The sequence below is a fragment of the Colwellia sp. KU-HH00111 genome (genome assembly GCF_040362745.1).
Classification (GTDB): Bacteria; Pseudomonadota; Gammaproteobacteria; order Enterobacterales; family Alteromonadaceae; genus Colwellia.
Genome location: NZ_BAABWO010000006.1, coordinates 1 through 22,654, shown reverse-complemented (window position 1 = coordinate 22,654; position 22,654 = coordinate 1). Strand labels below are relative to the sequence as shown.

Below are 22,654 nucleotides of genomic sequence, written 5' to 3'. Positions count from 1 at the left end.
ATCCTATTTACAACACAAAAATAACCTTAGCAAATTAGAATAATACGCTTGTGTTTGCAAAAACAGGCAAGTACCATGGGCGCTAGCTGTATGATGCTGTTTCTATCATATCTATTAGTTATTTTTTCAGATAATTGAATTGAACCAAATAAAGTTTACACCATCAAACAAATATTATTTTATTTTACCCAAGTGGGTTTTTCTCAGGAGTTTTAATGAGTCGTCAATTGTTTTATTTTTCTGTACTGGGTTTAGCGTTGTCAGCATGTAGTAGCCATGATAATAAACGCGCACAGGGAAATTTTGATTATGCACAAAAACAAGAAGCTAAAGATTTTGTTGTTCCTGAAGCGCTAGATAAACCGGAAAAAAATAAAAAGTTCCTTATTCCTACAACGATAAATAAACAAGGACCGATAGGGAAAAAAATGGATATCAGAGCACCTTCTTTGGTATTACCTATCGCAGCATCGTCACGAGTGATCACTAATTCAGATGAAGCTGTTATATGGTTTGATAAGGTCTTTGAAGATAAAGATCTAGATACCATGATTGAAAATGCCTTTGTTAGCCAACTTACCGCCGATGGTGTAGGTTACGAAAGAGTTGATGCTACTAACTTTACTGATGAAAACCTAAAGGGCACAACACAAGTGTTTGAGTCTCAGTGGTATCATGATGAGCTTGAAACCGGTTGGTTGTTTACTGATATTGAGTCATCTACCAGTATGCGATTTCGCTATGAGCTATATACTAAACCACATGGTCGAAGTGTTTCTTTAAAAGTAACACTGATCGATTATATGAAAACCGATAATGCCGGTGGCAGTAAATTTATTAACCCTATCGATAAACAGCGCGCTGAAATGTCGATGTTAAATGAAATAGTGGCACAACTTGATTACAACTACCGTTTACACCAGCAAGAAAACCGTCTATTACGGGCAAATCAAAAACTGGTTACCTTAGGTGAAAATAGTAACGCAGAAGCGGCTTATATTGTTGAAATGGCGCTAGATAATCTGTGGGATAATATGCCAATTTTCTTTGAGAAACAAGGTTTTACTATTACCGATCTTGATGAAAGTGACAAAAAATATTTTGTCGATTATATCCAGCCAGATTCAAGCCTTTGGGATAGTATTTGGGGTGAGGAACAATCGATAATAGATCTGGCTGATGACAAATACCAATTTGTACTGGCACCGTTAGATGACAAGAATCAAAAAACTTCCGTGACGATATATCAAGCTGATGGCAAACCGCTTGCTAAAGAAACATTAGAACGACTATTTTCAGTGATGGAATTGGCGTTGTCATTTAAAAACATTTATTAAAGCTGGCTTGGTGCTTTAACCAAATGTTCGCTGAGCTAGGTCACTGAGATAAATTGAGGTGACTTTTTTGCCAGTGGTTTAAATCTTCTCTCGTATCAATATCGATAACAGCATTAGGTATTGATACTTGCTGAAGTTGACTTTTATTTTTATGTAATAGGGCTTTAGCACCCTTATCGCCGGTTAATTTCATTAACTGGCTGAAATAACTACGGGGAAATATCGCCGGAGGCATTATCTCAAGCTGTGCTTTTGCACAGATAAGCTTGTCGGGCATTAACATTGACTGACCGATCAAATTACCATAGTCATCAGCAACTAATGCTACCTGATCAGCTAAAGTGATCATGATATGACTAGTATGATCATTTTTAGCGACAATATTGGCAACAGATTGTGCAATGGTATGACCTAAACCTAATGAAGCATCTGAGCAGAAATGGGTCGGGCATTGCTCATTGATAAGTTTAGATAGCTGTTGATGATAATCACCGGTTGCAATTTGTACTTCGCTATTCTCTATTTTATAGCTTGCCAGCGATTTAGATACTTGCTGTAACACATGCGTTATCAAAGCAGGCGACTGTTCTTGGCTGTTGAGCTTTGCTAATAACTTAATACCATTAAAACGTTCACTTTTACCTGCCGCTAGAATAATCACCTTTAAATGATAGGTATCACTCTTCATAGTATCTGACTTATTGATTGGGCATTTTTTTTAAACAGACAGGCATGACATTCACTTAAAATGGAAAGTGCAATACTCTCTGGAAGTGACCCGCCAATATCCAAACCTGATGGTCCGGCAAATTTAAAGGCTAATTCTGCTGGTTTTAACTTTGCCGCCTTGAGCACTTGCTCCCGTCTATGCTGTGGACCTAGTAATCCTAAATATTCAAGCTTTATCTTTGAAAGGGCCTGTAAAGCTTGGGCATCAATCTTAATATTGTGGCTCATCAGTATGGCAGCATTGACCGTCTTATTTAATGCAAAAGCAGTTATTACTTGTGCGTCGCCTTTTAAAATATGATTTACATTACTAAAGTATGCTTTACGTGCATTGGCTGGGCGAGGATCCCAAAGAGATACCTGCCAACCTAATTGTTGAGCCATACTTACTAAGGGCTGTGCATCAAGGCCACCGCCAATAATAAGTAGATGAGGCGTTGGAGTAACTGGGTTGACTAACCATTTCTCATGATGATTTTTTTCGATTATGCTTGCCGTGTCACTCAAAGAGTTTATAGCTTCAGCTTGAAAGTACGGAGCACTGGCTATCTCAGGTGTTTCATTGGTAATTATATACTGATAATAGTAACCTGAAATACGCTGTTGAAATGCTTGATACACTTGCACCAATGATAAGTAATTATTTTCAACATTAATTTGTTGAAGCATGATGTGCACAGTCCCGCCACAACCAATGCCTAAATGAAACGACAAGTCATCTTCATCAGAGCCATCGTAACACAACGTTAGTGCCTTACCTGTTTGCATAACTTTGCGAGCGTTAGTCGCTATATCTGATTCCAAACACCCGCCACTTAACATACCTAGCTGTTCACCTAGGCTACTAAATAGCATGATCGCCCCTGATTTACGATAACAGGGGCCTTGTGTACGATAAATTGTTGCTAATACCCACTCGCAGTTATCTTTAAAGGGATACCACTTCGCCAATAAATGAGACAGGTGATTATTCGTATTCATTATTACCACTATGTATAAAGCGGTTTGAAAGGGAGGTCTCGATAACGTTTTCCTGAGGCGGCAAATACTGCATTACTTAATGCCGGAGCAAAAGGCGCAACACCAGGTTCTCCAAGGCCTGTTGGGCTTTTATCAGAATCGACTATATGAACACGCACATTAGGCATATCTCCAATGCGCATTACCGGGTAATCATGAAAACTTGAATTGACAACAGCACCATCTTTAAAAGTAATCTCAGTGCTAAGACTTAATGACATACCCATCACGACAGCACCCTCCATCTGAGCTGTTGCCCCATCAATATTGAGCACTTGACCACAGTCGATGGCGGCATCTACATTAAGTACTTTAATATCATCACCATCAACCTCAACGTGTACTGCCATAGCAACAAAACTTTGAAAACTATAATGCACGGCTAAACCAACCCCTTGATTTTTAGGTAAGCTTTTTCGGTTATGCCAAGCCGATTTATCTGCGACTAATGCCAATACAGCTTTAGCTCTTTTAATATCTTCAGCTTGATTGGTATTTTTGTTATTGTCAAAAAGTTGATTTACAAACGTTAAATGATCTTTTCCGGCTTTATTGGCTAGTTCATCTGCAAAAGTAGCAAAAGCAAAGCCATAAAATATGGCATATACCGCGCGATACCAACCAATACGAGTATGAGCAATCGCGTCACCTGATTCTACCCGCATATTATCGATACCAAACAAATGATTGCTGATATCATCAAGGCTTTGCGCTGGCGATCTAACTAATGATGGGTCAAATAAAGTCGCAATTGAAGGGAAGGCTGCTCGATGCAACCAGCCTGTAACATTACCTTGCTTATCCATTGAAGCTTCAATGTGTTGAGCATTAATGGAATGGTAATAACCAGTACGCATATCCTCCTCACGTGACCAAATTAGCTGAATTGGTGTACCTGTTTTTTCAGAAATCACTGCGGCTTCATGTACATAGTCACATTTGAATTTTCGGCCAAAAGCACCTCCAGCCATAGCAACATGAACAATGATATCGCTAGGCTCGCGTTTTAAGTATTGTCCCAATACCTTTTGAATATCTACCGGGCTTTGTGTTGAAGCCCAAACTTCACAACTGTCTTTTTGAACCCAAACTACACTAGCGTTTGGCTCCATGGGAGAGTGAGAAAGATGTCCCCCAGTATAAGTTGCCTTTACACTATGCTCAGCCGTGCTAAACGCATGCGTAATATCGCCGCGCTCAGATGCAAGTGTTGCCTGTTTTTCAACATTAGTGACTAGCTGTTTTTTATACTCGGTGGTGTTATAAACGGCATTTTTACCTAAATCCCATTCTATCACTAATTTTTTCACTGCTTGCTGTGCCGTCCAGCTATTATCAGCGACTACCGCAACGCCGCCAATAGAGCCAAAAGGTACATCAAATCGAGGAATTTCTACAATATCACTGACACCTTTAACTTTCATAGCGTCAGATTTATCAAGGCTTTTAAGTTTGCCACCTAATACAGGGCAATGCACTATAGCAGCGTATTGCAAGCCGGGTACCTTGGTATCAACGCCATAAATTCTTTTGCCCACAACAACTTCATCTTGATCATGTCGGGCTAACTTCGTGCCGATGTAGGTAAAGTCGCTTTTCTTTTTTAACGTCACTTTTGTAGGTATCGGACTATTTTTTGCTAAGCTGGCAAGTTCACCATAGCTCAGCTTTTGTTGATTACTTTTATTGAATACAAAGTGTGACTTTGCATAGCAGTTGCCTTCTGAGGTATTCCAAACTTTAGCGGCAGCAGTTATTAACATTGCTTTTACTTTAGCACCAGCTTCGCGCATGGGCTGATACATGATACGAATACTGGCAGAGCCACCGGTACTTTGAGGACCATACTTTTTGTCAGCGTCACCTTGTTTTACTACCACACGTTGCCAATCTGCTTCCATTTCATCAGCCACAGCTGAAGGAAGTGCCGTACTAATGCCTTGCCCCATTTCACAACGGCCACAATATATTGTGGTATCACCATTTTCAGCAAGGTGAATGAAAGCATTCAATTCATTTTCACTGCTTTTCATTATCCCTTTTTCAACCAGTGCATTGGCAGGTAGTGCAACAGAGAATACTAAACCGCCAGTAGCTATCCCTGCGCCTTTAAGAAAATTTCGACGACTCATCGCTATAGTACTCATATTAAACCTCCTTCGCTAAGGTGTCAGCGGCTTCTGATATTGCTTTTTTTATTCGTTGATAAGTACCACAACGGCAAATATTACCTTGCATAGCAGTGTCAATATCTTGGTCGGTAGGCGATGGGTTTGTGGCAAGCAAACTTGCTGCATTCATAATTTGACCTGCCTGACAATAACCACATTGTGGCACGTTATTGTTTAACCATGCTTGCTGTAAAGGGTGGTCACCGTTTTCGGATAAGCCTTCTATTGTGGTGATTTTTTTTGATACTACGCTGTTCATGGGGGTAACGCATGACCTCACGGCCTGACCATTTACATGTACAGTACAAGCGCCACATAAACCACTACCGCAACCAAACTTTGTACCGGTAAATGCTAAACGATCACGTAGAAACCAGAGTAGCGGCATGTCGCCATCAACATCAATATTGTGATTTTTGCCATTAATTATTATTGTATTATCCATTGGTTAATTCCCCATCGCAAAATGTTTATAAACACTCAATTGACCAAAATTCGCTCGTTGCTAATACCAACTAAAAACCAGCTTTTTTGGTTTATCTTGGCTTATCTTGAGTTATTTTGAGTTGTCCTGTGTTAGTTTGGTTATAGACTAGCTGATTAGCTTTTTTTAAACAAAAAAATAACTAGAAATAAACAAATTCTTACACTTAAAAGTGTTTAACTATTACACCGTTGCAATCGTTATGGCGTAATAGTTACCGTGTAATAGCTACGGTGTAATAGCTCAGATGAGGACAACAGCTAAATTTTATATATGATTACAAAAACCAACGAAAGTACATTAATTAACTCGGCATTGACTATTTTAACTTTTGTTTTTCTATCGTTTTCATTTTATGCTCGGTTTGTTTAGAGCGAGGTAGTGTTTCTTCTAGATCATTTAAATTTTTTTTGCGCATTTTCTGATGCGTGTTTTTTTGAAATGTACTTAAATTGCCTATAATAACGGCTATCGCTATTATTATGATGATATAGGGTATCCAATTATCCATATTTTTTCCTGTCTAGTTGTAGCGTATAAATTGCTATCAACCTGCTTGATTATAAGGATTAACGTTATTAATGTAACGTTCAAATAGCGATGGTAAATTGTCAATAATTGCTTGTTTACCGGCAATATCGGTTTGTACCAAGTGCTGTTGTAGTTGCTCAATAGTTAAAGCAGATTGATATTGCTGTGCAATTGGCTCGTATGATAAATGCCAAGGTTCAGCAGCTATACCGCCTCGATAACTATCATACGGAAAATAAAAACCAAATCTTGAGGCATTAGCATTTAACCAAGCTGAAAGTGCTGCCATCGGCCCTTTTTCACTATATTCCCACGGCTCTAATTGTAAAGGTTGTTCATTTAATAAATTTTTGGAATATATATCAATATCACAGCCCCAGTGATGTCTACTTGCACCGGGAAGGGCAGAGTACAGCATAATAGCTTCAACAATTTCAAATTCTGATAGCTTGGCAATATTAACCTGCTCGCCTTGATGGTTATTAATAGGTGTTATTCCATTAAACTTATTATTCCATATAAGTAATTGTCGCTCGAAAGAACGAAAACCACTGGCAACATTGATTTCGATATGATCGTGAGCAGCACTTGTAACTAATGCTTGAAAATCTGCTCGCATTTGTTGGTGAATGCCAAACCCTTTTGCCTGGCTAGCAGCTTGAATTTGATGATTTATGTCGCATTCACAATAATCTATATGCTGGTCAGTTAAACCAAGGGTTTGTAAAACAAGATCCCCTTTCAATGGGTGCCATTCTTTTTTCATTCGCAATACCATTTTTTCATTCGCAATACCAATATATATACCTTTTAGCTGCTAGGGCAGCGCGACAAGGTTTAATAAGCCGCACTTTAACCCCGCACGACATTAACAACAAGCCGAATCAGGTAATAAAACCTGTGTTAAGCAATGATAATATATATCGCAAAGTTTATCTAAATCAGCACAGGCGACGGATTCATTTACTTGATGAATAGTTGCGTTACAAGGCCCTAATTCGATTACTTTTGCACCCGTTGGGGCAATGAATCGACCATCCGAAGTGCCACCAGATGTTGATAACTGAGGCGGCGTTCCTGTTACAGTAGTAACTGCATGGGTGACTGCGGTCAAAAAGTCGCCAGGTTCATTGCCTAATTCGGTGATGAAAGGTTTACCATTGAATGTCCATTTAATATCGTAGTCTAGTTGGTGTTTATTTAATATAGACTCAATGTGTTCAACAATAATCTGATCGGTTAACTCTGTACTGTAGCGTAAATTTAATAATGCCGTTAAATGCCCAGGAACCACATTGGTAGCGCCAGTACCTGCATTGATATTAGATAACTGAAAACTGGTAGCAGGGAAATAATCATTGCCATGATCCCATTGATATTGGCTAAGCTCTGCAAAAACGGGCATGGCTAAATGTATTGGGTTGATAACATGTTCAGGGTAGGCGACATGACCTTGTTTACCTTTGATGTCTATTTCAGCTGAAATTGAGCCACGACGACCATTTTTAATGACATCGCCAACCTGATGAGTGCTTGATGGCTCACCAACAATACAATAGGTAATTTTCTCGTTGCGCGCTTCTAGCGTATCAATCACCCGCGTAGTGCCATTAATAAATGGACCTTCTTCATCACTAGTAATTAAAAAAGTGATGGCACCATGGTATTTAGGGTAATCATTAACAAAACGCTCAGTTGCCACAATCATTGCAGCGAGGCTACCTTTCATATCAGCTGCGCCACGGCCATAAAGAATACCATCGATTATTGTCGGCTCAAAAGGAGGAGTGTGCCATAGCTCAAGGTTGCCAGCAGGTACAACATCGGTATGCCCAGCAAAACAAAATACCGGTTCGTTGTTATCGTTAACTGATAAGTTGCCATCTCGTCTTGACCAAAGGTTTGTGGTATCTTCAAACACCATGGTTTCATTAACAAAGCCCAGTTGAGCTAACCGCTCTTTCATTAAGTTTTGACAGCCCGCATCTTCGGGAGTTACCGATGGCCGAGCAAGTAAGTCTATTGCTAATTGTATTACGTCACTAGTTGGCGTTGCCATATTGACCCTTATTTAATAAGTGTTTTCTTAACAAATTAATTCTTGTAATCGATTCTTGTTAATCGGTTTATTGAAAGATTGTTTGATAAATTTCAGCTTTAAAGCCCAAATGTAATTGGACATCTGTTTCATCAGTACTTGATTGTATTAATAACAGAGGTCGTTTGAGTAACGTTGGCTGTGTCATCACTTGTGCAAACATAACCTCATCAGTTAAATTGTTTTTTATGTCCTCGTCTAAATTTCTAAACGTAGTACTGCGCTTGTTCAGTAGTGTGCCCCAATCGTTTAGCTCGACAAAACGGGTTAATAGTGCATCAGTCAGTGCTTGTTTTTTAAAGTCATAAAATTGATAGTTTATGTTGTGATTATTAAGCCATTTTATGGCCTTCTTAACGGTGTCGCAGTTATTAATACCGTAGAGTGTGATTTTGCTAGTCATATATATTTCTTTTCAATGATAATAAGTTAGAGAGATAGATTATTGAATAACCTGATAATCGTTTGCTTCCAGTGCTTCTACCGCTGCCACTAATGTCTCTTTTTTAACTAATATATAATCAGTATCAAAAGTAGAAATGGCAAAAATACTGATTTTTTTATTGGCGAGTACCGTTGAAATGCTCGATAAAATACCCGTTAAGGTGAAATCTAATGGCCCAACAACTTCTAATGCCTGCCAATCGGGTTCAGCATCATCACTCTCGATACTAATATTTTGCGGTAAAACAATTGAGACTTCATCAAAGGTTTTAGCAATAAAATATATGGGGGCGCTAAACACTTGTGTTGGAATAACACTTTGCTCAGGTAAGCTATGAATAGTAAAACATTCATTTAATAGCTTTAGGGTTAATTTCATGGTTATCCTTGAATTATCTGCGAACAGTTTAATAACACTGATTTGAATCGCTACTATAACGATTTTTTGCTTTTAACTCTAGCAAAGCTATTAATACTGAATAACTGCTGTGACAGTTAGGATTGATTGCAGCTACATTGGGGGGAATACAATAAGCGAACGCCTGAGACGTTATGCAATGATATCCACAATAGCTGTGGATATCATTGTGTGTAATCACATTATACCAGTGCAATGCATTGGTTTACATGAATAAAATGGTTGGTTTGAAATTTACCCTATCAAACATTAAGCACAGGTTTATTGCGTTGCTTGAATAGCCGTTAATGCAATAGTGAAAACAATATCATCAACGAGTGCCCCTCTTGATAAATCGTTCACCGGTTTGTTCATTCCTTGCAACATTGGGCCAATACTCACTAAGTCAGCAGAGCGCTGCACTGCTTTATAGGTAGTATTACCTGTGTTAAGGTCCGGGAAGATAAATACCGTTGCTTTACCTGCTACAGGGCTATTGGGAGCCTTTTTCTTGGCAACATTTTCCATAATGGCCGCATCATATTGCAAAGGCCCATCAATGATTAAATCAGGACGCTTGGTTTGAGCGATTTTGGTCGCTTCAGTTACCTTTTCTACATCAGCACCATGGCCTGAGCTGCCGGTGCTGTAGCTGATCATCGCAACTCTTGGTGGAATACCGAAAGCGGCAGCAGAATCAGCAGACTGAATGGCAATATCAGCTAATTGCTCAGCGTTTGGCTCTGGATTAATAGCACAATCACCATAAACCAACACTTGCTCTGGCAAAAGCATAAAAAATACAGAGGATACTAACGAGCTACCCGGCGCGGTCTTAATTAATTGTAATGCAGGTCTAATTGTATTGGCAGTGGTGTTAACAGCGCCAGAAACTAAACCATCAACTTGCCCCATTTGCAACATCATGGTGGCTAAAACTACATTGTCTTTTAAATTTTCTTTGGCGATAACGTCGGTTAAGCCTTTGTTCTTTCTCAGATCTACTAAAGGACCAATGTAATTGTCACGTATATCGTTAGGATCAGTAATTAATAAATTTTTTGGTAAAACAATGCCTTGCTGTTCAGCTATACGGATAATCTCTTCTTTATCGCCAATCAGTTGGCAACGGGCAATATTACGTTCACAGCAAATGGCCGCGGCTTTAATAGTGCGAACATCGGTACCCTCTGGCAACACAATAAGTTTATTGGCGGCTCTAGCAAGCTCGGTGAGTTTGTGTCTAAAGGCCGGTGGAGACAACAAATAGTTTGCTTCAACTTTTGCAGAAAGATGAGAAATCCACGGTTTAGACAAGTTATCAGCGATGTGTTGTTTGACTTTTTCTTGACGTTGAGTATCGTCTTTTGGAATTTCAGGATTAAAACTCATTATATGGCGTGAGGTTTGCCATGTATCCCATGGTACCGATAATACCGGTAAACCTGCATCGAGTGCTTGTTGACATAATTCCCATACTTGTGGAGATGGCTCATAACCATTAGTTAAAATTAATGCACCGAGTTTTGTGCCGTTTAATGCCGATAAGCAAGTGGCAATAATGATATCAGTACGATCGCCAGGGGTGACAATTAAGCGACCAGGCACTAAATAACTCACTAAATTACTCACACTTCGTGCACAAAAGGCAACACTGCGAAAGCGTCTGTGTTCCATATCACCTTTATTAATAATTTTGGCTTCAAGGTAGTCACTGATATCCATAATGCGCGGAGCAATCAGATTTATGTCCCATTGAATAGCCCCTAGTAAGTCAAATTCCTTATTTTTGAAAATGGCGAGATTTTTCCAAGGTGCCATATCAAAATCGGCGTTAATCTCTTCTTCGTAGGGCAGTAAGCCAAATTCATCTTGATCAGGGGCATTTAATTTATTAATAATGCAGCCAAGTAAATGCTTGTTTTTGGTGCCACCGTAGGTTTCTGCACTGACTTCAAGACGCTCTTCAAAGGTTTTGGTTGAATCATTACCCGGTGCAGCAACCAACACAATTTCAGCACATAATGCTTGGGCAACATCGCGGTTGATCCTTCCGGCATAGGGCTGTCTGGTTGTTGGAATAAGTCCTTCAATAATTACCACATCTTGGTCTTGATTGAATTCATTGAAATTCGCGACAATTTCTTCTAACACTACATCGCTTTGGCCTTTTGCCATTTTTTCTTCAAAATAGCTGAGGGAAATACAACGACTGTTTTGCGATAAACTAATGGCATCTATAGTTTTATCTTTCTTTGCAATTGAGTTGCGTGATGGTTGGCTAATAGGTTTGAAATGGCCCACTTTAATGCCTTTTTGTTCACAGGTATGTAATAAGCCTAATGAAACACTGGTTAAGCCTACACCAAAACCTACAGGAATGAGCATAATTCGATGAGACTGTCCTTTAGATATTTGTCCTTTGTTTTTAGCGGGAGTCACCACAGCTTGCTGAGGGGAGGTGGATGAAGTTTGATTTATTTCTGACATCTTTTTTTCTCTAAATACGTTAGTTTTTTGGTTGCTGCTATTTTATTTGTTTTATTTGTTTTATTTAGATAGCAGTTGTGCTGATTGTTGAGCAATCACCCATTCCTCATTGGTGGCTATAACCCAACAGGGTCTGGCATCAGCTGTGCTAATATTTCCATTTGTGCCAAAACGTGCTGTTTGGTTAGCCTGTTCACATACGCTAAAGTTTAACAGACTGAGTTGTTTTATAATTTGCGTTCTCACCCATGAAGAATTTTCACCGATACCGCCAGTAAAAATTAATCCATCTAATGTGGTTAAGCTGGCACTAAATGACGCGATGCTCTTAGCTATACGATAGCAGAACACGGTAAGTGCTAATTTTGCTTGGGCTGATTGCGGGTGGTTAGGGTCTAGCATGGCCTCTTCTAACGTACGACAATCATTACTGAGTTGAGACACGCCAAGTAGACCACTTTTCTTATTAAGTAGGGTATCTACTTCATTGATGCTGTACCCTAGTTGTTCAACAAGATGAAAAACGATGCCAGCATCAATATCACCACTGCGGGTTCCCATCATTACACCTTCAAGTGGGGTCATGCCTAAGCTAGTATCAACACTTTCTCCATTTTTTATCGCCGTTACGCTGCAGCCATTACCTAAGTGTGCGCTGATTAAATTACATTGGCTTAATGATTTGCCCATTAATTTTGCTGCTTGGTTGGCTACAAAGAAATGACTGGTGCCATGAAAGCCGTAACGTCTGATGCCATGTTCACGATACAGCGAAAAAGGGACGCCATATAGGTAAGCCTTTTCTGGCATACTTTGATGAAAAGCGGTATCAAAAATAGCCATTTGCGGTAAGTCTTTAAATGCTTGTTGGCACGCATTAATACCAATTAAATTAGCAGGATTATGCAGCGGGGCAAGTTTTGCAAGTTGCTTGATGGTGGCTTTAACATCATCATTAATTAAAACAGGTTGAGCATAGCTCTCTCCGCCGTGCACAACGCGATGGCCGACAGCAATAATATTTTCAACCAGATTTAATGAGCGAAGTTTGCTCACAAGTGTTGTTAATGCTTGTTGGTGATCATATGGCTGTGCTAAAGGGCTTGTTTCACTCTGCTCGTTTTCACTTGGCGTTAGCTTGTGCTTAATTTTAATACTTGCCTGCGGAGTTGTTAAACACTCAGCAAGCCCTGACAGTAGGCTATGGCCTGTTTCTGGTTGAATTAATGAAAATTTTACCGATGAGCTACCACAATTAATAACGAGTATGGCAGTATCCACGGATTGTTCAGAAGACAAAAGAGGTTTGTTCATAATTAGAAAATGATTGATAAGTTAAATGCTGGAGCGATTATAACCTTTGATTAGAATAAAAGGTTGATACATGCCAATAAAATCAATAAAGCAATGGAGTAATAATTGATTACAAACTTATTTTTCACTAACTTTTGCAAACTAAAGTTTAATGCTATAGTTAACTTATGAACTTATCTGTAGTAGACCTTATCAAACTGGGTCAGCGATATTGTAAACTTTGGCCAGAAAAGGCCGAGTTAGCCAAATACTTCGCTGATTATTCCGCTGTGCAAAGTGCTCGTTTTGTTTGCCGGTATTTCCCTGCATTGGCATTATTTACTTTTATCATGCAGCTTTACTTTGCGTCAGGGTACTTTACCGGATCTGGCAGTGTGAACAATGCTATCAATGCCTTGCCTCAAGCGTTAGTTTATGGGTTGTTTATATTATCTATTCCGGTGCAAGCTTTAGTGGTATTAGGTGTTAAAGCCGACAAGTTTTTGCCACCTTCACTTGCTTCATGGTATCGCTCAGGAATAGAGAAAGTGAAAGAGCAGGGTAATCACAGTAAGTTTAATGAATTAAGTTTGTCTAAACCTAAATACATCGATTTAGCCCAGTTGCTTCAGTTGACCTTTGCATCTAGAAACTAGCTTCAGTTTTATTTTTTCTGATATAAGCGCAAAATAAAGTCGGCCTGACAAGTAAAATTGTTTAGGCTTTTTATTTGCGCTATTAACTCAGTTGATGCTTTAAAAGCAAATGGGGTCATGGCGAGTAAATTTAACACATCGTCACTGTTATCAAAATGCATCGGATAGGTGAGTTTCTGCTCTTCAACTAATGTTAGCTGTTTAATAGGGGCTTTATTAATGTCATGTTTGTTGGCTTTACGGTAGATGAGTGATTTTAATTCAAATAAATGTTGTTCGGCTGGGGTCACCGTTAATAAGTAGCCATTAGTTGTTAACAACCTTGAGAACTCTGTTTCTAATATAGGTGCGTAAACTGAGGTAATCCAGGTAAAATAATTGTTGGCAAAGCTAAGTTTCGACAAGGTGCCTACACTAAAATGGCATTGTTGATATCGTCTAGCGGCTATTTTTATGGTTTCTTTCGCAATATCAACACCATAGACCTGATTTAATTGTGTTTTATGTTGATGAGTATAAAAACCTTCCCCACAGCCAGCGTCTAATACTGCACCGGTTGGCTCAGCATATGCTTGGTAAAGTGCCAGCATGCTATCAACTAAAGGCTGATAAAAGCCCTTATCAAGAAAAGCGCGCCTAGCAATAACCATGTCTTTGTTATCTCCGGGCGCTTTAGAATGCTTAAATTGCACCGGTAGTAAATTAACATAACCTTGTTTTGCCTGATCGAAGCTATGATTGTTTTCACATCGATAGCTTTTATCGGTAAAATGAAGTGCTTGTTGACAAAGCGGGCAAAGATAGTGCGCTGGGGTAGTCATAATAATCCTGGGTTGTTAAGGTTCGAACGTTGACCAAATAGGCGCGTGATCAGAAGGTTTTTCTATGCCTCGCATTTCATAATCAATATCAGATTCAACACATTGCGCACTCAAAGCTTGAGTCGCTAAAATAACATCGATACGTAAACCGCGATTATCATCAAATCCACGTGAACGATAATCAAACCAAGAATAGCGCTCGCTACGTTCAGGGTGAAGTTGTCTAAATGTGTCGGTAAAGCCCCAATCCATGAGGGTGGCAAGCCACTCGCGCTCTTCTAGTTGGAAAGAGCATTTACCTGTTTTTAGCCAACGTTTGCGGTTGACTTCGCCAATACCGATATCGAGATCAAGAGGGGAGATATTGATATCGCCCATAACAATGATTTGTTCATCTTTGTTATGATGCGTAGTTAAGTAAGTCATTAAATCTTGATAAAATTTACGCTTATAAGGATACTTTGTTTCATGGTTAATATTTTCACCTTGCGGAAAGTAACCATTTAAAATGGTTACTTTTTCACCTTTGGCATTGGTCGTTTCAACCATGATCATACGACGCTGTGCTTCTTCGTCATCAGTTGGAAAGCCTTTTTGTACTTTAATCGCTGCTTTTTTGCATAGCATCGCGACACCGTAATGCGCTTTTTGCCCATGAAAATACACGTGATAGCCCATAGCTTCAACTGCTTCTAGGGGAAACACTTCATCGTGTACTTTAATTTCTTGTAAGCCAATAATATCAGGTTGGTGTTTATCAGTAATCGCTTGTAATTGGTGAAGTCTGGCACGAAGTCCATTGATATTAAAAGAGATAATTTTCATAAGTAAGCTTGTTCCTGTTCAAATAAGCCGGTGCTATTGCTATGTTTATTGGCGTATGATTGGTGTTGGTATCGGGTGGATTTGACGACCAACTTTTCTGGAAATGATGATATCACTATATGACACAGAGCAGAATATTAAGAGAGGTGTTTGTATTAAATAATTTTTTTAACAAAAAGTAATTAAGTTTTAATATCCATGGTCGATAACCTTTTTACTAGCGCTACATTTATATGTGGTAAACCGGTAAATAAGAGAAAGCTTTTGACTGTTGATGTGGTAGACCAAACACTTAATAATTCACCTAATTCGCAAGCGGTTAACTCAGCGCCTTTGTTGCACGAGTTACAATTAGGTGAGCGGTTAAATGAATGTGTCCATCAGGCTAGGCGCTCTGATTTTGCATTAATGCTAGCAATGCTTTGTGATGATGTTAGAGAGCATAGTCAATTTGTTTTACCTCATACCTCAGCCATAGATGGCACGGCTACTGATAGCCCTCCACAAACCAATCAAGTATTGCGTAAATATTTTGAATTACCCGCAGAAGCGCCGCTAGCATTAAAAAGCGTTGAACAAATTAATGCATTTAATCAAGGGCAACTGGTAGCTGATCAGCAATTAGCAACGCTGAAATTACGTAATGCTTTATATCCCAAACCATTAGCCTTTAGAGATGATGATAAGCATGTGAATAATGATGTGTTAACCAACACCACATTAGTTTGTCAAAAAAAGCATGCTCAGCAACAAACCAATTCAGTTATTAATAAGCCGCTAACTATGCAGGTTGATAGCTGGCTTAAAGCTGTTCAAACCTCTATAGTAAAATCATCTTTGGTCGATGTTGTCGCTGCATAATGTAGCTTGGAAAACTGTGTTATCACGCTATTGCCCACAACATTGTTTAAACTTTTTACCTTTTTTAGCAGACCAAGCAGTAGGGTAATAGTTACAAGGGCATAGGTCTTTGCGTTTTACTGTTGAAAGTTCACAATGTTGACTAATTTCACCATCAATATAACGCCACTGTTGTACTTGATTATGATCATCAACCCTTGCTGGCTCTAGGATAAAACGTGAGTTTTCTCTTAGCTCGCACAAGGTATTATCAGAAATATAATATGCTGAAAATTCGACAAATTGCTCAGCTGATATGTCATTATCACTTGTGTTGCCATGAGTTTCATGAATTTCAAGCGCAAGCCAAATGCAGGCTTTGCCCCATTGCTCTATTTCTGATACCGATTGTGCTGCTTGGCTACTATTAGCGTAAGTATCATAAATATATTGGCTATTACCAATGGCGTAAGCACTAAAACGTGAGCGCATTAGTTGCTCAGCAGTATTTGGTTGAGCGCTTTGGGCAATAAACGGTTGGCAGCAAGCCAAAAAGCGTTTGCCACTGCCACAAAAACATTGTTGATTTACAAGCATAAGTTAAATTTACTTTCTGTATTTTATTTTATCGTATAGCGCTGTTTGGTTTTTTGTATGGGTAATTAGCACTTGTACCGACAATTTTATCACACTTATCGCAAGAAACAGGCATTTGGTAGTTTTCCCTTACACTTTTACTTGTTATTCACATAAGCTATTGCGTTGGTTATGTTGAACATTTTAACGTAGATCAGTATAACTAGGCTTACTTAAATAAATAAATACAATCCATTACTTAATTATTCTCCTTAGATTAGAGACTCTATATATATGAAATTAACATTAATAGCCGCGGTGTTGAGTGTTTCTTTAGTTGCATGTGTTAGCACTGATAATCCAACAAAAAATACTAACAATACCTCAGTTGAAACACTAACGCCCAGTGCAACTTTAGCCCCTTCAGATCAAACTGAATCGCTAGTGCTCAATAATAACATCATCACTTTAGAGCAAATTATGGCTGATCCAGACTGGTTTGGTCGTGCGCCAGAGTCTTGGTACTGGGGTGATGATAGCAATACTGTTTTTTATAAACAAAAGCAGTTAGGTAACCCGCTAAGAGATCTATTTGTTAAGCACTTAGCCACAGATAAAGCAGCTCAACAAGTTAATTTATCTCAACATCATATTGTTGCTGATAACAATGCGAAAAAAAATGCCAATGGCAGCCTAGAAGTTTACAGTTTTGAAGGTAATGTATTTGTCAAAAACGTCGTCAGTCAATCAGTAACACAAATCACCCATACCTCAGCACATGAGCGTAATGCTATGTTTTTAACCAATGGCAATATTGCATACCGTATCGGTGATATTTTTTACGCTCACAATTTAACCAGTGGACAAGTGGTAGAGTTAGCCAACTTACAAATGACAGACAAGCCAAAAGCGGTAAAAGCTCCTAGCAGTTATTTAGCTAAAGAGCAGCACAAGCTGATTAGTTATATTGCTTTGCAACATCGTAATAGTAAGCTTACTGAGCAGCAACAACTACAATTAGCAAAACAAAATCACACCATCACCGAAACAAAATATTATTTTGGACAAGGCAACCGTGTTAGCCATGCTAGCCTGTCACCAGCGGGCGACAAACTTTTAGTGAGTATTACTGAGGCCAAGTCGAGCCGAGATGACAGTGATATTATGCCAAATTATGTGACTAACGATGGGGTGATAGCGGCTGAAAAAGTGCGTGCTCGTGTGGCCAACAACCGTCAATATCAAGAAACACTTTTTATTATTGATTTGAATAAAGGGGAAAAGTCTGAATTAAAATTTCAATCCTTGCCAAATTATGACACCGACGTATTAGCCAAAGTGAAGCAAGAAAACTATGCGCGTGCGGGCAAAACTTACCAAAGCAAAAAACAAGCACGTAACATTCATTTGATGCAAATGTGGTTCCCGGTGAAGTGGAATGAAAATGGCAGCCAAGTTGCTCTGATGTTAGAGGCTTGGGATAATAAAACTCGATGGTTAACAACGGTAGATTTTGCTAAAAACACTCTGACCACTCAACATCAACTTCATGATGATGCATGGGTTAACTACTCATTCAATGAATTTGACTGGGTAGGTAATGATGCGCTGTATTATTTGTCTGAAGAAAGTGGTTATGCGCACTTGTATCATAAACCGTTGAACAGCAATAAAGCTCAACAGCTTACTTCGGGTAAATTTGAAGTGAGTAATGTGACATTAACGCAAGATCAGCAACGATTTATTTTCAAAGCCAATATCAAACACCCTGGCATTTATGAGATTTACCAGGTGGATTTAGCTAAGACAGTTACCGCATTAACCGATTTAGGGGGGATGAATGATTACGCCCTCAGCCCTGATGAGTCAAAACTACTGATTGAGCATTCTAGTTTAACCATGCCGCCGGAATTATATGTACAGCCATTAAGCGCTGATAAGCAAGCTAAACAGATAACCCATACAGTGACCGAGCAGTTTAAATCTATGCCATGGGCAGCGCCAAGTATTGTTGCTATTCCTTCAAGTAACCAAAAAGCGCCAATTTACTCACGCGTATACTTACCAACAAATTATGGACAAGCAACTGAAAAAAATCGTGCCGTTATGTTTACCCATGGTGCAGGTTATTTACAAAACTCACATCTTGGTTGGTCGGGTTACTTCCGCGAGTTTATGTTCCATTCGATGTTAGTACAACAAGGTTATGTTGTTATTGATATGGATTATCGAGCATCAGCAGGCTATGGCCGTGACTGGCGAACTAGCATTTACCGTCATATGGGTAAGGTTGAAGTGGAAGATATGCGTGATGGCGTCAATTGGATTGTTGAAAATGCTAATGTTGATCCTAAGCGCATTGGTACCTATGGCGGCTCTTATGGCGGTTTTTTAACCTTGATGTCAATGTTCACTGAACCTGACTTGTTTGAATCTGGATCAGCAATCCGTTTGGTGTCAGATTGGGCGTATTATAACCATGGTTATACTTCAAATATCTTAAATACCCCAGAAGATGATGCTATAGCCTATGAGCGCAGCTCACCTATATATTTTGCTGAAGGTTTAGCTAAACCGTTATTGATTAATGCACCAATGGTTGATGATAATGTGTTTTTTGAAGACACAGTTCGCTTAGTACAGCGTTTAATTGAGTTAGAAAAGCAAGACTTTGAAACGGCTATTTACCCAGTTGAACCTCATGGTTTTGTACAACCTAGTTCATGGTTAAATGAATATCGTCGTATTTATGAACTGTTTGAAAGCACCTTATAACCAAGCATTAATCCCAGAGTATTTTTAAAGTATAAAAGCCAAGGATGGCAGCTTTATTCTGACACAAGTAACCAACTCAACAAGGTAGGTTAGCATTTATTCTGACAAAGCGAACATCAAACAACACCAAGGTCAGTATTTATCCTGTCACAAGTAACCAACTCAATAAGGTAGGTTAGCATTTATTCTGACAAAGCGAACATCAAACAACACCAAGGTCAGTATTTATCCTGTCACAAGTAACCAACTCAACAAGGTAGGTTAGCATTCATTCTGACAAAGCGAACATCAAACAACACCAAGGTCAGTATTTATCCTGTCACAAGTAACCAACTCAACAAGGTAGGTTAGCATTTATTCTGACAAAGAAAGCACCAAAAAACACCAAGGTCAGTATTTATCCTGTCACAAGTAACCAACTCAACAAGGTAGGTTAGAATTCATTCTGACAAAGAAAGCACCAAAAAACACCAAGGTCAGTATTTATCCTGTCACAAGTAACCAACTCAACAAGGTAGGTTAGAATTCATTCTGACAAAGAAAACACCAAAAAGTACCAAGGTTTGGATTAGACAAACCAAAACCTAGCTCACATTAAATCAGACAACGGGCTTCGTACGCCATTTGCCCCATGCTCAAGTACATGGGTATAAATTTGGGTTGTACGTAAATCACTGTGGCCTAATTGCTCTTGCACCGTCCGAATATCAGCCCCACGTTGTAATAAATGTGTAGCAAATGAATGACGCAAGGTATGGCAAGTGACCCGTTTGTCAATATCAGACGCTACAGCGGCTTGTTTTACATGCTTTCGTAAGCCTGTTTCATCGATATGGTGCCTGCGTAACTTATTCGACTCAGGATCATGACTCAACCTATTAGCACCAAATAAATAATGCCAACCAAATTCCATAGCCGCAAAAGGGTACTTACGATTCAATGCATGGGGCATCCAAACACCAGAATAATATCCATTTCTGATATCTTGTTGATACAGTAATTTGGTTGCTGAAATTTGTTGTTTTAAAGGTGCTACCAGTTCTTTAGCTAATGTCACTCGGCGGTGCTTACCGCCTTTACCATGCCAGATCATTACCGAAAGATAATCAAAATCAATGTCTTGAATACGCAACCGTACGGCTTCCATCAAGCGTAAACCACTACCGTACATTAGTTTGCATGGCAGCGCATGATTTGCACTGATATTATTTAATAACTTAGCTATTTCAGTCGTTGTTAGCACCGTGGGTAATTGAGGCTGAGCTTTACTTTTAGTAAAGTTTAAGTTGAGTGTTAACGGCTTTTTAATTATTTCTCGATAGAGAAAAACTAACGCGTTTAAAGCAAGGGCTTGTGTTTTAGGTGCTACGTTTAGTTGATTGGTTAAAAAAGACAGAAAATATTCAACTTCATTATCATGACAATCAGCAGGGTGTTTTTTGTTATTAAAGTTAATAAACCCTTTAATCCAATAAACATAACTTTGTATTGTTCGTTTAGCGTATCGCTTTGTACGCATTTGCTCCGTTACATAGGTTAAAAAAATAGATCCCATTGTAAATTCCTTTTTTGTACGCTGTATATAACAACAGTATAGCCGTAAATTATATATTTTGCATGAAAAAAGGATTTAACCAACCTTTCACTCATCAACCAGTTGAAAGCTTTTGCATTAAGTTATTGATGAAATGAGGTAATTAGCGTATCGTAGATTTTTAAAAATTTATGAAAGAAGGATGAACTTCATGTTTAAACATGAAGTTCATCCTTCTAATAAGCTGTTAGCAGTACTGAAAAGTTTCGAGAATAAATCATGGATACGAGTTCATCTAAAACTAAGTTTTCCCTTCTATGGGCACTAGACATATCTAAAGGTATTTTATTCTTAATCTTTGCTATTGCTGGTATCAAAATTTTGTTATCGCCCGGAGAAGATCCCATTGGTGTTATTCTTTGGCGCTTTGCTGAGATTTCACTAGTTGTAATTCCTTCTATAATTCTTTGTGGCTTTGTTTACGCCTTAATCAACTACGATAATTTAATTGCAAGTGAAAGAGAGTCTCAAAAAAATAGCAAAAGCAAATAGTTAAGTGGTAATGTACTGCTAACAAGCCACTCAAGCGGGACTAAAAACAGTTGGCTTTTTTCGCTCCGCTCAATATTATAGCCAACAATTTTTAGCCCCTTAGTGGGGCGTTAGTTGCCCGCACTAATTCGAGTAAAATTATTTGTCGTTTAGTGCATAACATAAGCTTTTGCGCTTGGTTCAATTCTTTGGTTTGGCAATGGAAGTGCCTTTCAATCTTCACTTCCTTTTTGCCAATCAGTTTTCGCCTTACACGTTTAAGTTATCAAAGTAGCTTTAGTTTTTAAGGCTCAAAGTTTACGTTTTGGTGTGTATTGCGGCGGGGGCTTTTAGCTCTTCCTACCATTTCTTAAACATGGTAAGTTTTTGTTAGTTTTGTGTGTTCAATAAACAACGCAACTAACAAGCAAATTAACAGGGACACGTAACAGTTGGCTACCGTTCGTTCCTCACTATTTTAGCCAACATTACTTAGCCCATTATTTGGGCGTTATGTATCAGGTGAAAAATGGACATAGTACTAAAATCACTAATAGGATTTATTCTCCTAATATCTTTTAATTGTTTTTCATCAACAGAGCCTTATGTGCAATTACTATGCGATTATGATAATAAAAATATTAGTATTAATTTTTATCGGCTGGCAGACGACTTTAAGCCAAAATGGAATAAATTAAGAGCGGAAACAAAGGGACCTACACCTACAGCTTGGAAATTACGTGACATGCGTACTATAAAACAAACTGATGAAAAAGGTTATTGGCAAGCATGGGTTGAGTCGACTGATGTTATTGAGAGAAGTTGTAAAATCGGGAAAAATGAGTTAATTATTTCGTTCGGCATAATATCCGGCAATCCAAATAACCTTTATGGTCATTGCGGTGGTTGGTTCTCTAGTTGGATTAAGGTAAATCATAATAACAATCTTATTTTAAATGAGCAATTTGAGGACGGTTGCGCAGGAGATAGTATCATAACGCATATTGAATTTTTCGACGTTGAACAACCACCCAAAATAACAAAAATGAAGTTAAAGGAATACTTCCGCCAGTAAATACATAACAAGTCGTTTAAAAGGACA

Annotated in this window: 21 protein-coding genes; 6 read left to right on the top strand and 15 right to left on the bottom strand. The window is 38.7% G+C overall.

Annotated features, from left to right (window positions below):
* Nucleotides 1-215 precede the first annotated feature (215 nt).
* Nucleotides 216-1,337, top strand: coding sequence for an NlpB/DapX family lipoprotein (bamC, locus tag ABXG98_RS11915; protein WP_353538913.1), 1,122 nt, complete (start codon nucleotides 216-218; stop codon nucleotides 1,335-1,337).
* A gap of 40 nt (nucleotides 1,338-1,377) precedes the next feature.
* Here bamC and ABXG98_RS11910 read toward each other — a convergent pair whose 3' ends face one another.
* The 11 genes from ABXG98_RS11910 to ABXG98_RS11860 form a co-directional block, all read right to left on the bottom strand.
* Nucleotides 1,378-2,025: a nucleotidyltransferase family protein gene (locus ABXG98_RS11910; RefSeq protein ID WP_353538912.1), complete on the bottom strand. Its 648-nt coding sequence runs from the start codon at nucleotides 2,023-2,025 to the stop codon at nucleotides 1,378-1,380.
* Entirely contained in the window at nucleotides 2,022-3,047 is a 1,026-nt protein-coding gene (locus tag ABXG98_RS11905) for an XdhC family protein (RefSeq protein ID WP_353538911.1), read from the bottom strand. The genes ABXG98_RS11910 and ABXG98_RS11905 overlap by 4 nt, the downstream gene beginning before the upstream one ends.
* 8 nt (nucleotides 3,048-3,055) lie before the next feature.
* Nucleotides 3,056-5,233 carry a xanthine dehydrogenase family protein molybdopterin-binding subunit gene (locus ABXG98_RS11900; protein WP_353538910.1) on the bottom strand — a complete coding sequence of 726 codons (2,178 nt, stop codon included), beginning with the start codon at nucleotides 5,231-5,233 and terminating at the stop codon, nucleotides 3,056-3,058.
* Between the two features lies 1 nt (nucleotide 5,234).
* Nucleotides 5,235-5,702: a (2Fe-2S)-binding protein gene (locus ABXG98_RS11895; protein ID WP_353538909.1), complete on the bottom strand. Its 468-nt coding sequence runs from the start codon at nucleotides 5,700-5,702 to the stop codon at nucleotides 5,235-5,237.
* 358 nt (nucleotides 5,703-6,060) lie between these two features.
* Nucleotides 6,061-6,252, bottom strand: a complete 192-nt coding sequence (locus ABXG98_RS11890) for a hypothetical protein (protein ID WP_353538908.1) — start codon at nucleotides 6,250-6,252, stop codon at nucleotides 6,061-6,063.
* 36 nt (nucleotides 6,253-6,288) lie between these two features.
* Complete coding sequence (locus tag ABXG98_RS11885; protein ID WP_353538907.1) at nucleotides 6,289-7,038, bottom strand: M15 family metallopeptidase; 750 nt, start codon at nucleotides 7,036-7,038, stop codon at nucleotides 6,289-6,291.
* A gap of 102 nt (nucleotides 7,039-7,140) precedes the next feature.
* Entirely contained in the window at nucleotides 7,141-8,331 is a 1,191-nt protein-coding gene (dapE, locus tag ABXG98_RS11880; protein WP_353538906.1) for a succinyl-diaminopimelate desuccinylase, read from the bottom strand.
* A 67-nt stretch (nucleotides 8,332-8,398) separates the two neighbouring features.
* Nucleotides 8,399-8,773, bottom strand: a complete 375-nt coding sequence (locus tag ABXG98_RS11875) for a Spx/MgsR family RNA polymerase-binding regulatory protein (RefSeq protein ID WP_353538905.1) — start codon at nucleotides 8,771-8,773, stop codon at nucleotides 8,399-8,401.
* Between the two features lie 39 nt (nucleotides 8,774-8,812).
* Nucleotides 8,813-9,193: an ACT domain-containing protein gene (locus ABXG98_RS11870; RefSeq protein WP_353538904.1), complete on the bottom strand. Its 381-nt coding sequence runs from the start codon at nucleotides 9,191-9,193 to the stop codon at nucleotides 8,813-8,815.
* Nucleotides 9,194-9,493: 300 nt separating this feature from the next.
* A complete protein-coding gene (gene pta, locus ABXG98_RS11865) occupies nucleotides 9,494-11,599 on the bottom strand; it encodes a phosphate acetyltransferase (protein WP_353539167.1) in 2,106 nt (701 codons plus the stop codon).
* A 162-nt stretch (nucleotides 11,600-11,761) separates the two neighbouring features.
* The gene (locus ABXG98_RS11860; RefSeq protein ID WP_353538903.1) at nucleotides 11,762-13,015 is read right to left on the bottom strand and encodes an acetate/propionate family kinase; all 1,254 of its coding nucleotides are present in this window, start codon (nucleotides 13,013-13,015) and stop codon (nucleotides 11,762-11,764) included.
* Between the two features lie 167 nt (nucleotides 13,016-13,182).
* Between ABXG98_RS11860 and yfbV the strand changes: the two genes are divergently transcribed.
* A complete protein-coding gene (gene yfbV, locus ABXG98_RS11855) occupies nucleotides 13,183-13,650 on the top strand; it encodes a terminus macrodomain insulation protein YfbV (protein ID WP_353538902.1) in 468 nt (155 codons plus the stop codon).
* Nucleotides 13,651-13,658: 8 nt separating this feature from the next.
* On the opposite strand, the gene rlmA is transcribed toward yfbV, so the two are convergent.
* Entirely contained in the window at nucleotides 13,659-14,471 is an 813-nt protein-coding gene (gene rlmA / locus ABXG98_RS11850) for a 23S rRNA (guanine(745)-N(1))-methyltransferase (protein ID WP_353538901.1), read from the bottom strand.
* Between the two features lie 15 nt (nucleotides 14,472-14,486).
* Nucleotides 14,487-15,296, bottom strand: a complete 810-nt coding sequence (xthA, locus tag ABXG98_RS11845) for an exodeoxyribonuclease III (protein ID WP_353538900.1) — start codon at nucleotides 15,294-15,296, stop codon at nucleotides 14,487-14,489.
* A gap of 264 nt (nucleotides 15,297-15,560) precedes the next feature.
* Here xthA and ABXG98_RS11840 point away from each other — a divergent pair, with 264 nt between their 5' ends.
* Nucleotides 15,561-16,157: a VC2046/SO_2500 family protein gene (locus ABXG98_RS11840; protein WP_353538899.1), complete on the top strand. Its 597-nt coding sequence runs from the start codon at nucleotides 15,561-15,563 to the stop codon at nucleotides 16,155-16,157.
* 27 nt (nucleotides 16,158-16,184) lie between these two features.
* Here ABXG98_RS11840 and ABXG98_RS11835 read toward each other — a convergent pair whose 3' ends face one another.
* The gene (locus ABXG98_RS11835; protein ID WP_353538898.1) at nucleotides 16,185-16,733 is read right to left on the bottom strand and encodes a YchJ family protein; all 549 of its coding nucleotides are present in this window, start codon (nucleotides 16,731-16,733) and stop codon (nucleotides 16,185-16,187) included.
* A gap of 273 nt (nucleotides 16,734-17,006) precedes the next feature.
* Between ABXG98_RS11835 and ABXG98_RS11830 the strand changes: the two genes are divergently transcribed.
* On the top strand, nucleotides 17,007-19,487 hold the full coding sequence (locus tag ABXG98_RS11830) for a S9 family peptidase (RefSeq protein ID WP_353538897.1): 2,481 nt from the start codon (nucleotides 17,007-17,009) through the stop codon (nucleotides 19,485-19,487).
* Nucleotides 19,488-20,076: 589 nt separating this feature from the next.
* Here ABXG98_RS11830 and ABXG98_RS11825 read toward each other — a convergent pair.
* Nucleotides 20,077-21,042 carry an integron integrase gene (locus tag ABXG98_RS11825; protein WP_353538896.1) on the bottom strand — a complete coding sequence of 322 codons (966 nt, stop codon included), beginning with the start codon at nucleotides 21,040-21,042 and terminating at the stop codon, nucleotides 20,077-20,079.
* Nucleotides 21,043-21,300: 258 nt separating this feature from the next.
* Between ABXG98_RS11825 and ABXG98_RS11820 the strand changes: the two genes are divergently transcribed.
* Nucleotides 21,301-21,573, top strand: coding sequence for a hypothetical protein (locus ABXG98_RS11820; RefSeq protein WP_353538895.1), 273 nt, complete (start codon nucleotides 21,301-21,303; stop codon nucleotides 21,571-21,573).
* A gap of 508 nt (nucleotides 21,574-22,081) precedes the next feature.
* On the top strand, nucleotides 22,082-22,627 hold the full coding sequence (locus ABXG98_RS11815) for a hypothetical protein (protein ID WP_353538894.1): 546 nt from the start codon (nucleotides 22,082-22,084) through the stop codon (nucleotides 22,625-22,627).
* Nucleotides 22,628-22,654: the final 27 nt, after the last annotated feature.

What these genes read in the sequence shown, in the direction of transcription:
- ABXG98_RS11870 (WP_353538904.1), bottom strand. Translation starts at nt 9,193, where the DNA reads ATGAAATTAACCCTAAAGCTATTAAATGAATGTTTTACTATTCATAGC.
- ABXG98_RS11885 (WP_353538907.1), bottom strand. Translation starts at nt 7,038, where the DNA reads ATGAAAAAAGAATGGCACCCATTGAAAGGGGATCTTGTTTTACAAACC.
- ABXG98_RS11815 (WP_353538894.1), top strand. Translation starts at nt 22,082, where the DNA reads ATGGACATAGTACTAAAATCACTAATAGGATTTATTCTCCTAATATCT.
- rlmA (WP_353538901.1), bottom strand. Translation starts at nt 14,471, where the DNA reads ATGACTACCCCAGCGCACTATCTTTGCCCGCTTTGTCAACAAGCACTT.
- ABXG98_RS11825 (WP_353538896.1), bottom strand. Translation starts at nt 21,042, where the DNA reads ATGGGATCTATTTTTTTAACCTATGTAACGGAGCAAATGCGTACAAAG.
- dapE (WP_353538906.1), bottom strand. Translation starts at nt 8,331, where the DNA reads ATGGCAACGCCAACTAGTGACGTAATACAATTAGCAATAGACTTACTT.
- ABXG98_RS11910 (WP_353538912.1), bottom strand. Translation starts at nt 2,025, where the DNA reads ATGAAGAGTGATACCTATCATTTAAAGGTGATTATTCTAGCGGCAGGT.
- ABXG98_RS11905 (WP_353538911.1), bottom strand. Translation starts at nt 3,047, where the DNA reads ATGAATACGAATAATCACCTGTCTCATTTATTGGCGAAGTGGTATCCC.
- ABXG98_RS11860 (WP_353538903.1), bottom strand. Translation starts at nt 13,015, where the DNA reads ATGAACAAACCTCTTTTGTCTTCTGAACAATCCGTGGATACTGCCATA.
- ABXG98_RS11900 (WP_353538910.1), bottom strand. Translation starts at nt 5,233, where the DNA reads ATGAGTACTATAGCGATGAGTCGTCGAAATTTTCTTAAAGGCGCAGGG.
- bamC (WP_353538913.1), top strand. Translation starts at nt 216, where the DNA reads ATGAGTCGTCAATTGTTTTATTTTTCTGTACTGGGTTTAGCGTTGTCA.
- ABXG98_RS11835 (WP_353538898.1), bottom strand. Translation starts at nt 16,733, where the DNA reads ATGCTTGTAAATCAACAATGTTTTTGTGGCAGTGGCAAACGCTTTTTG.
- pta (WP_353539167.1), bottom strand. Translation starts at nt 11,599, where the DNA reads ATGCTCATTCCTGTAGGTTTTGGTGTAGGCTTAACCAGTGTTTCATTA.
- ABXG98_RS11820 (WP_353538895.1), top strand. Translation starts at nt 21,301, where the DNA reads ATGGATACGAGTTCATCTAAAACTAAGTTTTCCCTTCTATGGGCACTA.
- yfbV (WP_353538902.1), top strand. Translation starts at nt 13,183, where the DNA reads ATGAACTTATCTGTAGTAGACCTTATCAAACTGGGTCAGCGATATTGT.
- xthA (WP_353538900.1), bottom strand. Translation starts at nt 15,296, where the DNA reads ATGAAAATTATCTCTTTTAATATCAATGGACTTCGTGCCAGACTTCAC.
- ABXG98_RS11875 (WP_353538905.1), bottom strand. Translation starts at nt 8,773, where the DNA reads ATGACTAGCAAAATCACACTCTACGGTATTAATAACTGCGACACCGTT.
- ABXG98_RS11895 (WP_353538909.1), bottom strand. Translation starts at nt 5,702, where the DNA reads ATGGATAATACAATAATAATTAATGGCAAAAATCACAATATTGATGTT.
- ABXG98_RS11890 (WP_353538908.1), bottom strand. Translation starts at nt 6,252, where the DNA reads ATGGATAATTGGATACCCTATATCATCATAATAATAGCGATAGCCGTT.
- ABXG98_RS11830 (WP_353538897.1), top strand. Translation starts at nt 17,007, where the DNA reads ATGAAATTAACATTAATAGCCGCGGTGTTGAGTGTTTCTTTAGTTGCA.